This is a genomic window from Conexibacter sp. DBS9H8, assembly GCF_023330685.1.
Taxonomy (GTDB): Bacteria; Actinomycetota; Thermoleophilia; order Solirubrobacterales; family Solirubrobacteraceae; genus Palsa-465.
Genome location: NZ_CP097128.1, coordinates 1,759,230 through 1,776,245, shown reverse-complemented (window position 1 = coordinate 1,776,245; position 17,016 = coordinate 1,759,230). Strand labels below are relative to the sequence as shown.

The window sequence follows — 17,016 nt, the reverse complement described above, 5'->3', positions numbered from 1 at the left end:
AACCTTTCGTAGGTGCGCGTCTCGGTTCTCGATCAGTCTCCGATCTCCGAGGGCCAGGCCGGTCCGGACGCCCTCGCCCACTCGGTCGAGCTCGCGTCCCTCGCGGACGAACTCGGCTTCCACCGCTACTGGGTCGCCGAGCATCACGGCGGCGGGATGCTCGCCGGCGCCTCCCCTGAGGTCCTCATCGCCCGCCTCGGCGCGGCCACCGACGGAATCCGGATCGGGTCCGGCGGGGTCATGCTCCCTCACTACAGCCCGCTCAAGGTGGCCGAGACCTTCACGATCCTCGCCGGCCTGTTTCCCGGGCGGGTGGACCTCGGCATCGGACGGGCGGCGGGGACCGACCCGCTCACCACCTACGCGCTCCAGCGCGACCGCCGCCAGGCCGCCCCCGACGACTTCCCCGATCAGCTGAGCGAGCTGCTCGCCTACCTCAACGACGACCTGCCCGCCGACCATCCCTTCGCACGCCTCGCCGCCACCCTGCCGGGCCTGCCCGAACGGCCGGAGCCGTGGCTGCTGGGCTCCTCCCCCCAGAGCGCGATCTGGGCGGGCCAGCTCGGGCTTCCGTATATGTTCGCGGACTTCATCAGCCCCCACTCGGAGGCGCTCGCCGCCACCTACCGGGAGCACTGGGCCGCGGCCGGCCATCCCGCCGACCGCCAGCCCCGGGTCGGCGTCGCCGTCTGGGCGGTGTGCGCAGACACCGAGGCGGAGGCCCGCCGGCTCGCCGCCTCCTCCCGGATGACCTTCCGTCTCCTCCGCCAGGGGCGGCTGATCAAGGTGCCCACACCGGAGACCGCTCTCGCCTACCTCGAGCGCCAGGGTGAGGGCGACCAGGCGTGGATTCCGGGACGGCGCGCGATCATCGGCACACCCGACCAGGTCCGGGCGGGCCTTGAGAGCGCCGCCGCCGGCTACGGCGCCGACGAGGTGATGGTCGTGACGATCACCTACGACCACCTCGCCCGGCTGCACTCCTACGCGCTCATCGCCGAAGCGTGCGATCTCACACCTCGGGAGGGTTCCGCCGATCTCACACGGTCGGTATCTCCCGCGTTGGTGGGACATGATCTCCACGCTGATTGATTCCCCCGTCGGTCCGCTCACCGCCCGCGCCCGGGACGGGTGGCTCGTCGGGCTCGCCTTCGGGGCGCAGGGGGGCGCTGAAGACGACGGCGCCCTCCCCGAGGTCCGCCGCCAGTTGCGTGAGTACTTCTCCGGTGAGCGCCGCACCTTCACCCTCGAGCTCGATCTCGCCGGAACCGACTGGGAGCGGCGCGTGTGGTCCGAGTTGGTGAGCATCCCCTACGGAGAGACCCGCAGCTACGGGCAGATCGCCGCCCGGGCGTGCGAACGCACCGGCGTGCGGGCGGCCCGCGCGGTCGGGGCGGCGAACGCCGCCAACCCGGTCGTCATCATCGTCCCCTGCCACCGGGTGATCGGCGCGGACGGCCGACTGGTCGGCTTCGGCGGCGGGCTGGAGACCAAGCGGCGACTGCTCGACCTCGAGGCGGGCCGGCTCGCGCTCGTCTGAGTCGTTCGTGCCGACTCGCCCGCCGGCCGGGGCTCCACCAAACGACGCCGCCGCTCGGGTCTCCCCCAGACGATCCGGTTCGGTTCAGCGGTTGAGGGCCGCCAGGGCCGCGTCGAGGAACCCCTGGGGGATCGCCCGTTCGACGCCGCCGAGCGGAAGCCAGCCGGGGATGGACAGGCGGGCGGCGAACTCGGCGCTCAGCTCCGTCTCGGCCCCGCCCGCCCGCGGCTCCAGGCGCCAGGTGACCGCCAGCTGCTCCCGGTCATCGGCGCTCTTGGGAAGCCGCCGCAGCGTGATCGACGACTCGGGGATCGTCTCGATCGCCATCTCCATGTCAAAGTCGCGCTGGATCGGGCCCTGAGTGAGGGCGAGCACGCACCGGCCCCGGTCGGGGGCGGTGAGGTCGGCCGTCTTGACCCCGCTCGGATACCAGGCGGGGTAACGGCTGAAGTCGGCGAGGAAGGCGTAGACCGCGGACGGAGCCTGGCGAGCGGTGCCCCGGACGGTGGCGTGCAGATCTTTCATGGGCCCAGACACTATTGGCTCGCAGGTCGCCCGTGACGGTGGCCTCGGCCTCCCACCGGGCCGGCTCGGCGGCGAGGGGGCTCTCGACCCGGGGGTCGGGGGCAAACCCGATTGGCGCGACGATCATCTGGACCGGCGGCCCCGAGGAACCGGTCGGCGAAAGCGTGATGAGGATCGCGATCACCCCGTCACTGAATGCCTCCGCCCGTCCCTTTCCCACGGATTCAGGCGAGCTGGGCAGGCGGATCCGCCTGCGCGGCTCGGCCGCGTCCCGCCCCCCCGGGGGCCGGCGGGGTTAGGCGCCCAACACCCGGAAGCCACACCCCGCCCCGGCCGCGGTGGCGAGCCGCCGGTCGGCAGTGAGCAGCTCGCAGTCGAGGATCTCCGCGAGGGCGACGTAGGCTGCGTCACAGGGCGTGATGTTGGCCCGCAGTTCGTAGGCGCGGGGCATGAGGGGGAGGGTCGGGAGCCGTTCGATGTCGAGCTGGGTGAGGTCATCGACGGCGAGCTGGAAGCGCCGCTGTGACAGGCCTCCCGCCAGCCACCGTTTGCGCAGGACCGCCGCCGTCTCCACGTCGAGGAGATCCGGGGCGGCGAGGTTGCCGTCGGTCCCGCGCAGCTCATTGTGGGCGCGACGGCCGGCGTCAAATCACCGGCGTCACCGGCGTCACCGGCGTCACCGGCGTCACCGGCGTCACCGACCACGGTGGCGAGGACGGAGGCGTCGCTGACGATCAAGCGCGATCTCGCTCGCGGGCGAGATCCTCAACGGCCTGAGCGGATCCGACGGAGCCGCCGCGGTGGCGATCGATGCGATCCGCACCGCCCGCCCGGCCCCGCCCGTCCTCAGGACGGGTTGAACCGCGCGGCGCTGCGACTGACGATCTGCTGATACCCCGGCCCGAGCACCCGCACGAGCAGGTCGAGGGCACGGGCGTCATTGCCGACGAGGATCCGCGGCGAGCCGCGGCGCACCCCGCGGAGGATGATCGCGGCCGCCTGCTCGGGGGTGAGCTGGGCGATCTTCTCAAAGCGCCGGCCCATCTCCTCGGCGCTGACGCCCGGCTGGGCCCGCGCCGAGCGGGCGATATTCGTCTTCACCCCGCCCGGATGGACGCAGTGGACCTTGACCGGCTCCTTGGCGATCAGCATCTCCTGGCGCAGTGCCTCGGTGAAGCCGCGGACGCCGAACTTGGCGGCGTTGTAGGCCGACTGGGTCGGGACGGCGAGCAGGCCGAACAGGCTGGAGATGTTGACGAGGTGGCCGTCCCCGGAGGCAATCAGCGCCGGCAGGTAGGCGTAGGTGCCGTAGACGACCCCCCAGAAGTTGATCCCCATCAGCCACTCGAAGTCCTCCAGCGGCATCTCGAGCACGTTCTTGGACACCGCCACCCCGGCGTTGTTGATGACGAGGTGGATCGCGCCGAAGCGGGCGATCACCGCCTCGGCGCTCGCGAGGTGCGCGGCCTTGTCGGCGACGTCGAGGGCGTAGGCGTGCACCTCCGCCGCACCGGCCGCGGTCGCGCGGGTGGCGGTCTCCTCGACGGCGGCGAGGTTGATGTCAGAGATCGCGAGCCGTGCCCCCTGGGCGGCGAGGGCGAGGCTGAGGGCCCGGCCGATCCCCGATCCGGCGCCGGTGATCACGCACACCCGGCCGGTGAACTGCGCGTGGGCGGAGTCGGCCATCGGTGCTCAGGCCTGGGCGGCCGGGGTGGACCGGGCGGCGGCGAGCACCCAGGCGATGAAGGCCGCCTGCAGCGGCAGGCGCGCGATCAGGGTGCGCTTGCCACCCGGGATCTTCGGGAACCGCTCAGGATGGAGGGCCATCTCCACATTCGCCGGGAAGACGGCGATCAGCGTCGCGATCAACAGGCGGGCGGCGAGCGAGCGGGTCGGCGGAACCATCAGCCCGAGCCCGCCGGCGACCTCCGCCACCCCGCTGGCGTAGACGAGCTCACGGTGGGCGGGCAGGTAGCGGGGGACGATCTGCTCGAACGGCTCGGGCACGGCGAAGTGGAGCAACCCGATGAAGACGAAGCTGGGGCCACAGAGGGAGCGGAGGGTGCGCATTCCGGGGAACGTAGTCGATTTGTCGCAGTCCTGTAGCCAGACGCGCACCCCGGCGATCCCCGCAACGATCCGCCCCACCACCCGTTAGCGTCAGAGAAGCCCGCCATGCCACGTCACCTGCTCCCCGTCCGTCCCGCCCGCCTCCGCCCACCGGTGCTCACCCTGGCCCTGCTGCTGGCGCTGCTCGCCGGCGTGGGGGCGTTGACGGCAGCCGCCCACCCCCTGCGACGGCCACCGGAACGGGCGCTGCTCAGCCTCTCCCCCGGCCACTTCAGCGTCTCGGTCGGCCCGGCGGCCCCAGAGTGGTTGCCCGTCTCCGGCCGTCCCGAGACCCTCACGCTGATCGCCGGCCGGCCGCGGTCCCGCGGCGCCGCGGGCGCGAACGCCTACGTCGGCGTCATCTCAGCCGGCGGGCATTGCGGAGCCACCCCGGCCGCCTCCCACCGCCCGTTCCTCACCTTCGGTGCGTTCTTTTCCGCCGCCGACTCGGCCCGCCAGGTCACACCGTTCACCCCCGACGGCGGCGGGGCGGGCGGCACCTTCCTCGCCTCCGGGAGCGGGGTCCGTCTGCCGGCCGGGCCCGCCGCCCGTGCCTGCATCTGGCTGGGATCCTCCCCGGGCACCGCGCCGGCGAGCACCCACCGTCACCGCCACCATCGCAGTCCCGTCCGGGCCGGCGCCCGGCTCGTCGCCAGCCCCCTGATCCCGGTCCTCAACGGCGTCTTCGCCGCGTCGGTGTCGAACCTCACCGGCGCCGGCGCCGGCCACGGTGGGCTGATGATGACCGCGATCTCCGGTGGACACCGGTTCACCTACACGACGACCCGCCTCGCCTGCGGCAGCACGAGCACCGAGCCGCCCACCGCGGTGCCGGCGGGCACCCCCGCCTCCGAGACGATCTCGCTCAGCCCGTCCCCGTGCACCTCGGACGCCACCACGTTCCGGTTCAGCGTCCCCGGCCTGGGGGCCCGCACGCTCACCTACCCGGTCACCGACGCGCTCGCGAACCCGCCCGTCAGCGTCGTCACCGGCGGCTGTGAGCTCGATCCGCTCACCGGCGTCACCGTCTCCGCCGCGCTGGCCTATCTCGCCGCTGACGGGTGCCGTCTCTCCGGGCTGCAGGTCAGCCCGTTCCAGCGGCCCCTCGGCCGCGGAACGGTCGCGTGGGCGGCCGTCGACGGCGGGGTCGCCGAGCTCGCCCCGAGCGGCACCGCTGTGACGCTCGTGCTGAACGGCCGGCCCTGACAGCGCGGACCGGGCGAGGCCCGCGTGGGGCTCCCATCCCCGGCCGGACCCGCCGGCCGTCCGGCACCGCGCGCGAGGCGCCCGCGATCTCGCTAGCGTCCCCCCCATGCTTGCCGTCTACGCAGAGTCGATCAACCCCGAGGATCCCCTCTCCGGACTCAGAATCGGAGAGCGACCCGACCCCGAACCCCCGGCCGGCTGGCGGACCGTCACCGTCCGCGCCGCCTCGCTCAACCACCACGACCTCTGGTCCCTGCGCGGGGTCGGCCTCCCCGCCGAGCGGCTGCCGATGACCCTTGGCTGCGATGCGGCCGGCGTCGATGAGGACGGCAACGAGGTGATCGTCCACGCGGTCATCTCCAGTCCCGGGTGGAGCGGCGATGAGACCTTCGACCCGCGCCGGTCGCTGCTGTCGGAGATCCACCCGGGCACGTTCTCCGAGCGGATCGCCGTCCCCGCCCAGAACCTCATCCCCAAGCCGCCGGAGCTGTCCTTCACCGACGCCTGCTGTCTGCCGACCGCGTGGCTGACCGCCTACCGGATGCTGTTCACCCGCGGCGGGGTCGTCCCCGGCCAGACCGTCCTCGTCCAGGGCGCCTCCGGGGGTGTCGCGAGCGCGCTGATCGTGCTCGGCTCCCGGGCGGGCGCGCGGATCTGGGTGACGAGCCGGACCGAGGCGGGCCGCGAGCTCGCCCTCAGCCTCGGCGCCGACGCCGCCTTCGACAGCGGCGCGCGCCTCCCCGAGCGGGTCGATCTGGTGATGGAGACGACCGGCCGGGCGACGTGGGGCCACTCGATCCGCTCGCTCAAGCCCGGCGGCACGCTCGTCATCTCCGGGGCGACGACCGGGGACGCGAGTCCGGCCGAGCTGAGCCGGATCTTCTTCCTGCAGCTGTCGGTCGTCGGCTCGACGATGGGCACCCGGGACGAGCTCGCCCGCCTCATCCGCTTCTGCCTCGAGCGCGACATCCGCCCGGCGGTGGACCGGGTGCTGCCGATCCGCGAGGCGCGGGAGGGGTTCGCCGCCCTCGCCGCCGGCGGTGTGAACGGCAAGATCGTCTTCGAGTTCTAGGCGCGCCGCCGACACGTTCTGTTGTGGGGACCGCCCCGTGAGGCGGTCCCCACACCCCGGCGCCCGGCCGTTTCAGCCCCCGGAGACCGCGAGGGCCCCGGCGATCGCCACCGGCGCGAGCACGATCCCGATCCGGCTGAGCGTGCGCGCGCTCGTGGGCGCCTCGATCCGGGCGGCGGTGCGCATCCACAGGAAGGCGGCGAGTGCCCCGGTGACGGCGAGGTTCGGGCCGAGGTTGAGGCCGATCAGGAGCGCCTGGGGGTGCGGGATCGGCTGGGCCGACAGCATCACCGCGGCGGGCAGGTTGTTGACCAGGACGCTCGCGAGCGTGGCGATCGCAGCCGTCTCGGCCCGGCCGGCGTGGGCGAGCAGGTGGGCGGGCCCGTTCCAGGCGCGGGCGAGGACGCCGAGGCCGACCGCGACGGTGAAGATCGCGGCGAGCACGTGCGGGGAGGCGGCGGCCACCAGTTCGCGGGGTGCGAGCCGCCGCCGGGCAGCGGTCAGCGCCGACAGGAGGACGGCGAGGGCGAGGACGGGGAGGGCCGGGTTGGTGAACAGCACCATCAGCGCGGCGGCGAGCAGCGCGCCGAACGCGCCAAGCCCGGTGAGGGTGCCCTCGGCGGCGTGGACGACCGAGCCGGCGGTCCGGTCGCGCCGTCGCTCGCGGAGGTCGGCGCGGAAGAGGACGGCGAGCCCGCCGGCGCTGAGCAGCGTCGCCACGAGCGCGGGGGCGAGCATCCGGGCGGCGAAGGATCCCGGCAGCGACTGGCCGGCGAGGACGAGCAGGTTGGTGAGGTTCGAGCCGGGCAGGTACAGGGAGGAGGCGTTGACCATCACCAGGGCCGCGTAGATGAACGGCCGCTCGGGGAGGCCGCGGTGGCGGGCGGCGAGGACGACGACGGGCATCACGAAGACGACGGCGGTGTCGAGGTTGAGCAGCGCGGTGACGATCGCGATCAGCAGGCAGGCGGCGCCGAACAGGACCGGGGCGGGCCCGGGCAGGGTCTCGAGGCGGGCGCCGAGGCGGACGAACACGCCGTCGCGATGGGCGATCGCGCCGAGGACGAGCAGCGCGGCGACGAGCACGAACGGCGGCCACGCCTGGCTGAGGGCGGCATCGAGCACTCAGCCGGCCGCGTCGGGGCTCGGCCGGTCGGTGAGATCGAGCTCGAGCTGGAGGACCTGGGGCTTGAGCGGCTCGGTGCTCGTCACCGGCCGGCCGCGCCGGGACCAGTGAGTGACGACCTCGCGGGCCCGGCAGCTGCGGTAGCTCACGCGCCGGTCCAGTGGCTGGATCGCCAGTCCGCCCGGCGCGTTGCCGGAGACGAGGGCGTGAAAGCGGCGCCCGAGCCGGTCAACCTCGACGATGTCTCCAGTCTCGATCCCCTCGAGCCGCATGGTCGCTGAGGGTAGAGGCGCGGTCGGGCGGTCCGCACGGGGGTCACGGGAACGAGGGGGGACAAATGCGTCGTGGGAACGCATTTGTCCCCCCTCGTCGGCCGCGTCGGGCCGGTGGGGCGGGGAACCGGTCACAGACGACCGCCGCGTGCGCCACGCTCTGGGGCGAACCGATGCTCCTCCTGCACCGCTCCGACCGAGCCGACGCGCTCGTCGACACCCTCGCCAAGCTGCTCGCCGACACGCCGGCTGACCCGTTCGCCCGCGAAGTCGTGGCCGTTCCGACCCCCGGGATGGAGCGGTGGCTCACCCAGGAACTCTCCCAGCGGCTCGGGACCGCACCGGGGCGCGCCGACGGGGTGTGCGCCGCCGTCGACTTCCCCACGCCGGGGCGCCTGCTGCACGCCGTCCTCTCCGCCGCCGGCGGAGAGGACGGCGACGCCGACCCGTGGCCGCCCGAGCGGCTCATCTGGCCGCTGCTCGGGCTCGTCGAGGAGCTCGCAGAGGAGCCGTGGCTCGCCCCGCTGGCCCGACATCTGCACGGTGAGACGTCGAACCGGTATCTGCGTGTCGCCCGGGTGGCGGCGCTGTTTGACCACTATGGCCTTCACCGCCCCGAGATGGTCCGCGCGTGGGCGGCGGGGTCGGGCGGGGAACACTGGCAGCCCGAGCTGTGGCGGCGCCTGCGTGACCGGCTCGGGGTCCCGAGCTTGCCCGAGCGACTCGCTGACGCGTGCGCGCGGCTGCGGGAGACCCCGGAGATCGTCGGACTGCCGCCGCGGATCGCGTGCTTCGGTCTCACCCGCCTCGCCGGGACCCACATGGCCATCCTCGAGGCCCTCGCCGCCGGCCGCGCCGTCCATCTGATGCTGCTGCACCCCTCCCCCGCGCTGTGGCGGACCCTCGCGGGCACGTCCCCACCCCGTCCTCTGCGCCGCGCCGAGGACGGCTCCGTCGACTCCGTCGCCCACCGCCTCCTCGCCTCCTGGGGCCGCGATGTCCGTGAGCTGCAGCTCCTCCTCAGCGGAGTCGAGTCCCGCGACCTCACCCCGGAGACGGGCACGACCGAGACGGGCACGACCGAGACGGGCACGACCGAGGCGGACGCGCCCGGCTCCGGAACGCTGCTGGGCCGCCTCCAGGCCGACATCCGTGCCGACCGGTCCCCGCCGGGCCCGCCGCCGCATGCGGGCGCCGTGGACGGCCGGATCGTCCCGGCGATGGGGGACCGCTCGATCCGCGTCCACGCCTGTCACGGGCGCGCCCGCCAGGTCGCCGTCCTGCGGGAGGCGATCCTGCACCGGTTCGCTGCCGATCCGACCCTCAAGCCGCGGGACGTGATCGTGATGTGTCCCGACGTCGAGGAGTTCGCGCCGCTCATCCAGGCCGTCTTCAGCGATCCCGAGCCGGGCGGGCCGACGCTGGCGGTGCGCCTCGCCGACCGCAGCCTGCGCCAGACCAACCCGCTGCTCGATGTCGCCGCCCGTCTACTGGAGCTCACCGCCGCGCGGCTCACCGCCTCGGAGGTGCTCGACTTCATCGACGCCCCCCCGGTGCGGCACCGCTTCCACCTGGACGGAGAGAGCGTCGCGCATCTGCGCAGCTGGGTCGTCGCCGCGGCGATTCACTGGGGCCTCGACGGCGCGCACCGGGAACCGTGGGGACTGGGCGCGATCGAGGCGGGCACGTGGGCGCAGGGGCTGAGGCGGCTGCTGTTGAGCGTCGCGGTCGCTCCCGGCGGCACGGACCGGGTCGGGCCGGCGCTGGCGGTGGCCGAGATCGACAGCGCCGAGATCGGACTCGCCGGCACGCTCGCGGAGATCGTCGAGCGGCTCCGGGTCGCGGTCACCGACCTCCGCGGCCCCCACTCACCGGAGGGGTGGGTGCAGGCGCTGATGACCGCCGTCGACCGTCTCGCGCTGCCCGCCGACGGTGCCCCCTGGCAGCGGGAGGAGCTCAGCCGGCTGCTCGACCGGGCGCTCGAGGACGCCGGGGGGGCCGACCTCCCCCTGTCGGCCGGGGAGGCACGCGCTCTCCTCGGCGCCCGCCTGCAGGGCCGGCCGACCCGGGCGAACTTCCGCACCGGGCATCTCACCGTGTGCACGCTGCACCCGATGCGCTCGATCCCCCACCGGGTCGTCTGCCTGCTCGGCCTCGATGACGGCACCTTTCCCCGCCACGGCACCCATGACGGGGACGACCTGCTCGCCGCCGATCCCCACGTCGGAGACCGGGACGCCCGCTCCGAGGATCGCCAGTTGCTGCTCGACGCTCTGATGGCCGCGGAGGAGGCGCTCATCATCACCTACAGCGGTCACGACGAGCGCACCAACGCGCCGCTCCCCCCCGCCGTCCCGGTCGGCGAGCTCCTCGACGTGATCGAGGCGACGGCCCACGGCGGGCGCGACAGCGTGCTGATCCGTCACCCGCTCCAGCGCTTCGACCCGCGCAACTTCCAGGCCGGTGCGATCGACCCGGCGCTCACCGGAGGCGCGACCGGCACGGCGACCCCAGCCGGCACGGCGGCCCCAGCCCGCGCGGGGGGGTCAGCCGACCCGGGGGGGTCGGTGCCGCTCGACGGGGCGTGGAGCTTCGACGCGGACGCCCTCGCGGGAGCGTGTGCCCTCAGCCGGGGGCCGGCCACGGCGGCCCCCGGGTTCCTCCCCGCCCCGCTCCCGCCACCCCCGGTCGAGCCGGTGGTGAGCCTCGAAGACCTCGTCGCCTTCGCCCAGCGGCCGGCCCGCGCCTTCCTGCGCCAACGCCTTGGCGTGTCGGTGTCTCGCTGGGAGGACGAGATGTCCGATGCGCTCGCGGTCGAGTTCGACGGGCTCGACCGCTACGGGGTCGGCCAGCGGCTGCTGGAGGCCGCGCTCGCGGGTGCCGACCCGGCGGAGGCGATCGACGCGGAGATCGCCCGCGGGCTCCTTCCCCCCGGGGAACTCGGTCGCCCGGTGGTCGAGCGAGTCAGCGGGCATGTGGCCGTCGTCGCACAGCGGGCGCGCGCCTCCGTGAACGCGGACCCGCGGACCTTCCAGAGCACCGTCCCCCTGTCCGCCGACCGGCGGCTCACCGGGACGGTCGCCAACGTGCACGACCGCACGTTGCTGAGCGTCACCTACGCGCGGCTGAACGCGAGGGCGCGGCTGGCCGCCTGGGTGCGCCTGCTCGCCCTCACCGCCGCCCACCCGGACGTCGCCTGGGAGGCGGTGACCATCGGCCGGGCCGAGCTGGGCTCGGCCTCGGGGGCGGTGACGATCGCCCACATCCCCGCTCTCGGTGCCGACCCGACCCGCCGACGGGCGGTGGCGGTCGCCGAACTCGAGCGTCTGCTCGCCCTGCGCGAGGAGGGTCTCACGCGGCCGTTCGTCGCCCCGGCCGCCACCGCCGACGCCTACGTCCGCGCCCTCGCGGCCGGCACCGACGCCGACCAGGCCGCGCTCGGGGCGTGGACCTCGGGCTGGAGCAACAACACCAGAACCCGCGGAGAGGACGCCGAGCCTGAGCATGCCCGTTGCTTCGGGGCGGAGCTGCCGCTCGCCGGCCTCGCCGCCGACGCCCCCCGCCTGTGGGAGGGCCTGTCCACCCGCGAACGCATCGACACCCAGTGACCGACCGACCCGCCGCCGAACCGACGGTGGACCGATTCGACCTGCTCGCCGAGATCCCCCCGGGGGTCACGGTCCTGGAGGCAAGCGCCGGCACGGGGAAGACGTACACGATCGCCGGCCTCGCGACCCGCTTTGTCGCCGACGGTGTCCCGCTCGAGCAGATGCTGCTCGTCACCTTCACACGGATGGCGACCGGCGAGCTGCGCGAGCGGGTCCGGGAACGACTGACCCTCAGCGAGCAGCGGCTCGTCGCAGCTCTCGCCGCCGCGACGGGCCCGGTTGGGCGCGCCGCCGTCACCGGTGGCGACGAGCTCGACCGGATGCTCGCCACGGGCTCTCCCGAGCTTCTCGAGAGCCGGCGGCGGCGGCTCGTCCGGGCGCTCGCCGAGTTCGACGCGGCGACGATCGCCACGACGCACGGCTTCTGCCATGAGGTGCTCACAGGGCTGGGCACCCTCAGCGACCTCGAACCCGAGGCGACGCTCACCGAGCACGTCGATGATCTACTCGAGGAGGTCGTCGACGATCTCTATGTCCGTCGCTTCCTCACCCACCGGGGCAGACCGCCGTTGAGCCGCGCGGAGGCGGGGACGATCGCCCGGGCGGCGGTGAGACACCCGGACGCGGTGCTGTATCCGCTGCAGGAGCCGACGGACCGGGACGCGGGGATGCGCTGGCGGCTCGCCGTCCGCGTCCGGGCGGACCTCGAGCAGCGCAAGCGTCGCCTGGGCGTGATCACCTACGACGACCTGCTGAGCCGCCTCTACGCGACCCTCACTGGGCCGCACGCCACCGCGGCGAAGGCGCAGCTGCGCGCGCGCTACCGGATCGTGCTCATCGACGAGTTCCAGGACACCGACCCGACCCAGTGGCGGATCGTCGAGGAGGCCTTCGGCGACGGTGAGCGCCGCCTCGTACTCATCGCCGACCCCAAGCAGGCGATCTACGCCTTCCGCGGCGCAGACGTCCACACGTACCTGCGGGCGGCCCGGACCGCCCGCAGGAGCGCCACCCTGGGAGTCAACTACCGCTCCGACGAACGTCTTCTCGCCGGCTTCGACGCGCTCTTCAGCGGGGTCCGGCTCGGGCATCCCGACATCATCTATCGCCGGGTCGGGGCGACGGCAGCCCACCGCGGCGGGCGGCTCGCTGGGGCTCCCGAGCCGGCGGCTCTGCGCTTCCGGGTGCTCGATCGCAGCCACCTCACGCTGACGCCGACCGGCCTCGCGGTGACGTCGGCGGCCCGGACCGCGGTCGCCGAGGACGTCGCCGCTGACATCGTCAGGCTCCTCGACAGCGGGGCGATGATCGAACAGCGCGACCGGAACGGAGCCGTCACCGGGACCGTCCCCGTGGCCCCCGGGGACATCGCCGTGCTCGTCAACACGCACCGCAACGCCGCAGCGGCCCAGACCGCCCTCGAGGCGGCCAGCGTGCCGACGGTGATCGCCGGGGCCGGCAGCGTCTTCGGCACGGACGCGGCCGGCCACTGGCTGACTCTGCTGGAGGCACTCGAGCAGCCCACCTCGAGCCTGCGCGCCCGGGGCGCCGCGCTGACCCCGCTGCTCGGCTGGGACGCCGCGGCGCTGGCGGGGGCAACTCCGACGGCGATCGAGGGGCTGCATCGCGATCTGCACCGTTGGGCGCGCCGCTTCAGTGAGGCGGGAGTGGCGGCGATGACCGCCGCGGTCCTCACCGACGCTCAGGTGATGCCCCGCTCGCTCGGTCGGCTCGGCGGAGAACGGTTGCTCACCGACCTCCAGCACGTCGCCGAACTGCTGCATCGAGCCAGCGTCGAACAACCCTTCGGCCTCTCGGCGCTCACCGCCTGGCTGCGGGAGCGGATCGCCGTCGCCGACCGGGAGGGCGCCCACGGCGATGACCGGACCCGGCGCCTGGACTCCGACGCCGCCGCGGTCCAGGTTCTCACCATCCACCGCAGCAAGGGACTCGAGTGGCCCGTCGTCTACTGCCCGTTCCTGTGGGACCCGCGGATGCCTCCGAGGGACAAGCAGCCCGTGACGTTCCATCGCGACGACCAGCGTGCCGTCGACGTCACCCTCAGGGGACCGGGCTTTCTCGCCAATGAGCGGGTCGCGCTCGGGGAGGACAGCGGCGAGCAACTCCGCCTCGCCTACGTCGCCCTCACCCGGGCGCGGCACCGTACCGTCGTGCACTGGGCCGGTACGTGGGCCGCCCGCGATGCGGCCCTCACCCGCCTGCTGTTCGCTCGCGCCGCCGACGGGACGATCGCGGCCAGGAGCAGCCGGCCGACGCCGAGTGACGCGGAGGTGCGCAGCGCCCTGACGGCACTCACCGCCGCCGCAGCGGACCCGGCGGCGATCGCCGTCGAGTCCGCCGGGCCGCCACCGCTGGCCCCGAGCTGGTCCGCCCCCGGACGCCACCCGGGGGCCCTCTCACGCGCCCGGCCGCCGGCGCGGATCGACACGAGCTGGCGGCGCACCTCCTACTCGGCGCTCACCGCCGCCGCCCACGAGGCGTGCGTCGCCTCCGAGCCCGAGGAGGGCACGCTGACGGACGAGCCGACCCCCGCGGCGGAGGCCCGGGACAGGGGGCCGCTCACCGCCGGCGGGAGCGGACACGCGGTCCCGCCGGGCGCACCCGACGGCTCGGAGCCGGTCGAGGCGACGCTCCCCCTCACCGACATGGCGCTCGGACCCGCGGTCGGGACGATCGTTCATCGCGCCCTCGACCGCGCCGACTTCGCCGCCGCCGACCTGCCCGCCGAGCTCGCCCGGGCGCTGAGAGACGCCACGGGACCCCAGGGCCTTCGCAGCCTCGGCTGTCCCGTTGAGACGGTCGCGACCGGGCTCGCGACGGCCCTGGCGACGCCAATTCACGCCCTCGGCGGGATCGCCCTCGCCGAGGTCCCGGCGGCCGACCGGATGGATGAGCTCACCTTCGAGCTTCCCCTCGCCGGAGACGGCGCGCCCGGCTCGGCGGTCGCGGCGACCCTCGCCGCCGTCGGTGCGGCGATCACCGCCGCGGAGACGGCCCTTCCGGAGCTGGCGGGCTACGGTGCCCGGCTCAGCGACCGCCAGCTCGGCCCGACCGTGCTGCGCGGCTCGCTCACGGGCAGCATCGACCTCGTGCTGCGCCTGGCGGGGCCCGGCGGGCACCCCCGCTTCGCCGTGATCGACTACAAGACGAACTGGCTGGCCGCCCCCGGGGTGGCGCTGAGCGCCCGGGGCTACACGCCCGCTGCGCTCGCGCTCGAGATGCAGCGCAGCCACTACCTGCTCCAGGGCCTCCTCTACACGGTCGCCCTCCACCGCCTTCTGCGCTGGCGCCTGCGGGACTATGACCCGGCCCGGGACCTCGCGGGCCTGCACTACCTGTTCCTCCGCGGGATGACCGGGGCGACCGGCACCGGCGGCGTGTTCTCCCTCCGGCCACCGGCCGCGCTCGTCTGCCGCCTCAGTGATCTCCTCGACGGCGCCACGACCGGCGAACCGGAGGCCGGCCGGTGACCGCGGAGGAGCACGGCGTCACCCGGGCCGTCGCCGTCGGCGGCCTGCTCGAGATCTTCAACCGGTCCGGCGTCCTCGATGCCGCCGATGTCCGGATCGCCGCCACACTGATCTCCCTCGCCGGTCTTGACCCCAACGATCCCGCCACCGAGCCGGTGAGCCTCGCCACCGCCCTTGCCGTGCGCGCCCCCCGCCTCGGGCACGTCTACGTCGACCTCGCGACGATCGCGAGGACGGCGACCGCCGACCCCGACCCCGACACCGACACCCCACCTCCCCTCACCACGCTCCCGTGGCCCGACCCGGCCGCCTGGACGGCCGCGGTGGCGGCGTGCACCCTCCTCGTCCGCTCCGGGGAGGCCGACGCGGGGCCACTCACCCCGCTCCGGCGGCTCGGCTCGCGGCTCTTCCTCGAGCGCTACTTCCGCCAGGAGCGGACGCTCGCGGAACGGCTCGCCGAGCTCGATCACCAGCCGGTCACCACGATCGGCCTGCCCCTGTTGGCTGACCGGATCGCCGCGCTGTTTCCGGCCCCGGCCGACCCGGGTCAGCGCACCGCCGCCGCCACCGTCGCCCTCCGCGGTCTCACCGTGATCGCCGGCGGACCCGGAACCGGCAAGACGACGACGGTCGCCCGGAGCGTCGCGCTGCTGCTCGAACTCGCGGCCGACCAGGGACGCCCAGCCCCGCTGATCGCCCTCTGCGCCCCGACCGGCAAGGCCGCCGCCCGGCTCACGGAGGCGATCAGGCAAGAGACGGCCGGGCTGAGCCTGAGCCCGATCGCCGCGGCGGGGCTGGAGAACCTCACCGCCTCGACGATCCACCGACTCCTCGGGGTGCGCGGCCCCGGCGGCTTCCGCCACGACAGCGCCCACCCACTCCCGCACGACATCGTGATCGTCGACGAGACCTCCATGGTGTCGCTGTCCCTGCTCACGCACCTGCTCGACGCCGTCCGCGCCGACGCCCGGCTCGTGCTCGTCGGGGACCCGGACCAGCTCTCGGCAATCGAGGCGGGCGCGGTGCTGAGGGACATCGTCGGACCGGCCGCCGCGGGCCCCGTGGTCGATCCGGCGATGGCCGCGATCCTCACCAAGGTGAGCGCCGACCCGCCCCCGAGGGCCACGGTGCACGGCGGTTTCGGCAGCGGGGTGATCGTTCTCTCCCACAGCCACCGGTTCGGCGCGCCGGTCGCCGCCCTCGCCGCGGCGATCCGTCGTGGTGACGCCGAGGCGGCCCTCACCGCCCTCACCGCGGGCTCGGCAGCGATCACCTGGCTCAACCTCGACGCCGCCGACCTCGCCGCCCACCCCGCGGCCGAGGCGACGGTGCGTGACGCGGTGCTCGCCGCCTTCGGGACGCTCGCCCGCGCGGCGCGCTCCGGTGATGAGTCCGCCGCGCTCACCGCCCTCGGCCGGATGCGCATCCTCTGTGCTCACCGCCACGGCCCCTACGGGGTCAACGGCTGGACCGACCGCAGCGAGCGCTGGCTCGCGGACGCACTCGGCGGGAGCCCCGAGCCGAACTACCCGGGGCGGCCGCTGCTGGTCACCGAGAACGACTACGAGCTCGGCCTCTTCAACGGGGACAGCGGCGTGATCATCACGACGGCGGCGGACGGGCCGACCGCCATCTTCCCGTCCGCGAGCGGGCCCGTGTCGGTCACCCCCAGCCGCCTGGGTCCCGTGCAGACGGCGTTCGCGTCGACGATCCACAAGAGCCAGGGATCGGAGTTCGCGACCGTCCTCGTCGTCCTCCCCGACTCCGAGGCCCGGCTGCTGAGCCGCGAACTGCTCTACACCGCGGTGACCCGCGCCCAGCGGGAGCTGCTGATCCTCGGCAGCGAGTCGGCCGTGCGCGCCGCGATCGAGCGGCCCGTGCACCGAGCCACCGGGCTCGCCGCACGGCTGTGGACCCTCCCCGCCACGGTCACGGCCATGGAGCCGTCCTCGTGAGCGGACGATCCCTCACGTTCCCGTGATCGCGATCACTGTGAGATGCCACACAGATGGCCGCGATCGGGGCGATCGCACCCCTCCGGAGAACGCGTCCGACCGATGTCCGTAC

Annotated in this window: 13 protein-coding genes; 7 read left to right on the top strand and 6 right to left on the bottom strand. The window is 74.3% G+C overall.

Features of this window, described 5'->3' with window-relative positions; genetic code table 11:
• Nucleotides 1–12 precede the first annotated feature (12 nt).
• The gene (locus tag M3M55_RS08365) at nt 13–1,092 is read left to right on the top strand and encodes an LLM class flavin-dependent oxidoreductase (RefSeq protein ID WP_249012366.1); all 1,080 of its coding nucleotides are present in this window, start codon (nt 13–15) and stop codon (nt 1,090–1,092) included.
• Complete coding sequence (locus tag M3M55_RS08360; RefSeq protein ID WP_249012365.1) at nt 1,073–1,540, top strand: methylated-DNA--[protein]-cysteine S-methyltransferase; 468 nt, start codon at nt 1,073–1,075, stop codon at nt 1,538–1,540. The genes M3M55_RS08365 and M3M55_RS08360 overlap by 20 nt, the downstream gene beginning before the upstream one ends.
• Nucleotides 1,541–1,624: 84 nt before the next feature.
• Here M3M55_RS08360 and M3M55_RS08355 read toward each other — a convergent pair whose 3' ends face one another.
• The 4 genes from M3M55_RS08355 to M3M55_RS08340 all read right to left on the bottom strand — a co-directional run bounded on the left by M3M55_RS08355 (nt 1,625) and on the right by M3M55_RS08340 (nt 4,213).
• Nucleotides 1,625–2,065 (bottom strand): SRPBCC family protein, encoded by a 441-nt coding sequence (locus M3M55_RS08355; protein ID WP_249012364.1) that lies wholly within the window; start codon nt 2,063–2,065, stop codon nt 1,625–1,627.
• A 295-nt stretch (nt 2,066–2,360) separates the two neighbouring features.
• Nucleotides 2,361–2,639 (bottom strand): type II toxin-antitoxin system VapC family toxin, encoded by a 279-nt coding sequence (locus M3M55_RS08350; RefSeq protein ID WP_249012363.1) that lies wholly within the window; start codon nt 2,637–2,639, stop codon nt 2,361–2,363.
• Nucleotides 2,640–2,911: 272 nt separating this feature from the next.
• Nucleotides 2,912–3,751: an SDR family oxidoreductase gene (locus tag M3M55_RS08345; RefSeq protein WP_249012362.1), complete on the bottom strand. Its 840-nt coding sequence runs from the start codon at nt 3,749–3,751 to the stop codon at nt 2,912–2,914.
• Between the two features lie 6 nt (nt 3,752–3,757).
• Nucleotides 3,758–4,213 (bottom strand): hypothetical protein, encoded by a 456-nt coding sequence (locus tag M3M55_RS08340; RefSeq protein WP_249012361.1) that lies wholly within the window; start codon nt 4,211–4,213, stop codon nt 3,758–3,760.
• Between the two features lie 27 nt (nt 4,214–4,240).
• Here M3M55_RS08340 and M3M55_RS08335 point away from each other — a divergent pair, with 27 nt between their 5' ends.
• Nucleotides 4,241–5,380 (top strand): hypothetical protein, encoded by a 1,140-nt coding sequence (locus M3M55_RS08335; protein WP_249012360.1) that lies wholly within the window; start codon nt 4,241–4,243, stop codon nt 5,378–5,380.
• Nucleotides 5,381–5,486: 106 nt separating this feature from the next.
• A complete protein-coding gene (locus M3M55_RS08330; protein WP_249012359.1) occupies nt 5,487–6,452 on the top strand; it encodes a zinc-binding dehydrogenase in 966 nt (321 codons plus the stop codon).
• Between the two features lie 72 nt (nt 6,453–6,524).
• Here the strand turns inward: M3M55_RS08330 and M3M55_RS08325 are convergent, their stop codons facing one another.
• Nucleotides 6,525–7,577 carry an ArsB/NhaD family transporter gene (locus M3M55_RS08325; RefSeq protein ID WP_249012358.1) on the bottom strand — a complete coding sequence of 351 codons (1,053 nt, stop codon included), beginning with the start codon at nt 7,575–7,577 and terminating at the stop codon, nt 6,525–6,527.
• Nucleotides 7,578–7,850: a hypothetical protein gene (locus M3M55_RS08320; RefSeq protein ID WP_249012357.1), complete on the bottom strand. Its 273-nt coding sequence runs from the start codon at nt 7,848–7,850 to the stop codon at nt 7,578–7,580.
• A gap of 173 nt (nt 7,851–8,023) precedes the next feature.
• Here M3M55_RS08320 and recC point away from each other — a divergent pair, with 173 nt between their 5' ends.
• From recC to recD, 3 genes are read left to right on the top strand one after another with little or no spacing between them, the layout of a single operon-like run.
• On the top strand, nt 8,024–11,458 hold the full coding sequence (gene recC, locus M3M55_RS08315) for an exodeoxyribonuclease V subunit gamma (RefSeq protein ID WP_249012356.1): 3,435 nt from the start codon (nt 8,024–8,026) through the stop codon (nt 11,456–11,458).
• Nucleotides 11,455–14,949 (top strand): UvrD-helicase domain-containing protein, encoded by a 3,495-nt coding sequence (locus M3M55_RS08310; protein WP_249012355.1) that lies wholly within the window; start codon nt 11,455–11,457, stop codon nt 14,947–14,949. Before recC ends, M3M55_RS08310 begins: the two co-directional genes overlap by 4 nt.
• On the top strand, nt 14,946–16,904 hold the full coding sequence (gene recD / locus M3M55_RS08305; protein WP_249012354.1) for an exodeoxyribonuclease V subunit alpha: 1,959 nt from the start codon (nt 14,946–14,948) through the stop codon (nt 16,902–16,904). The genes M3M55_RS08310 and recD overlap by 4 nt, the downstream gene beginning before the upstream one ends.
• Nucleotides 16,905–17,016 lie beyond the last annotated feature (112 nt).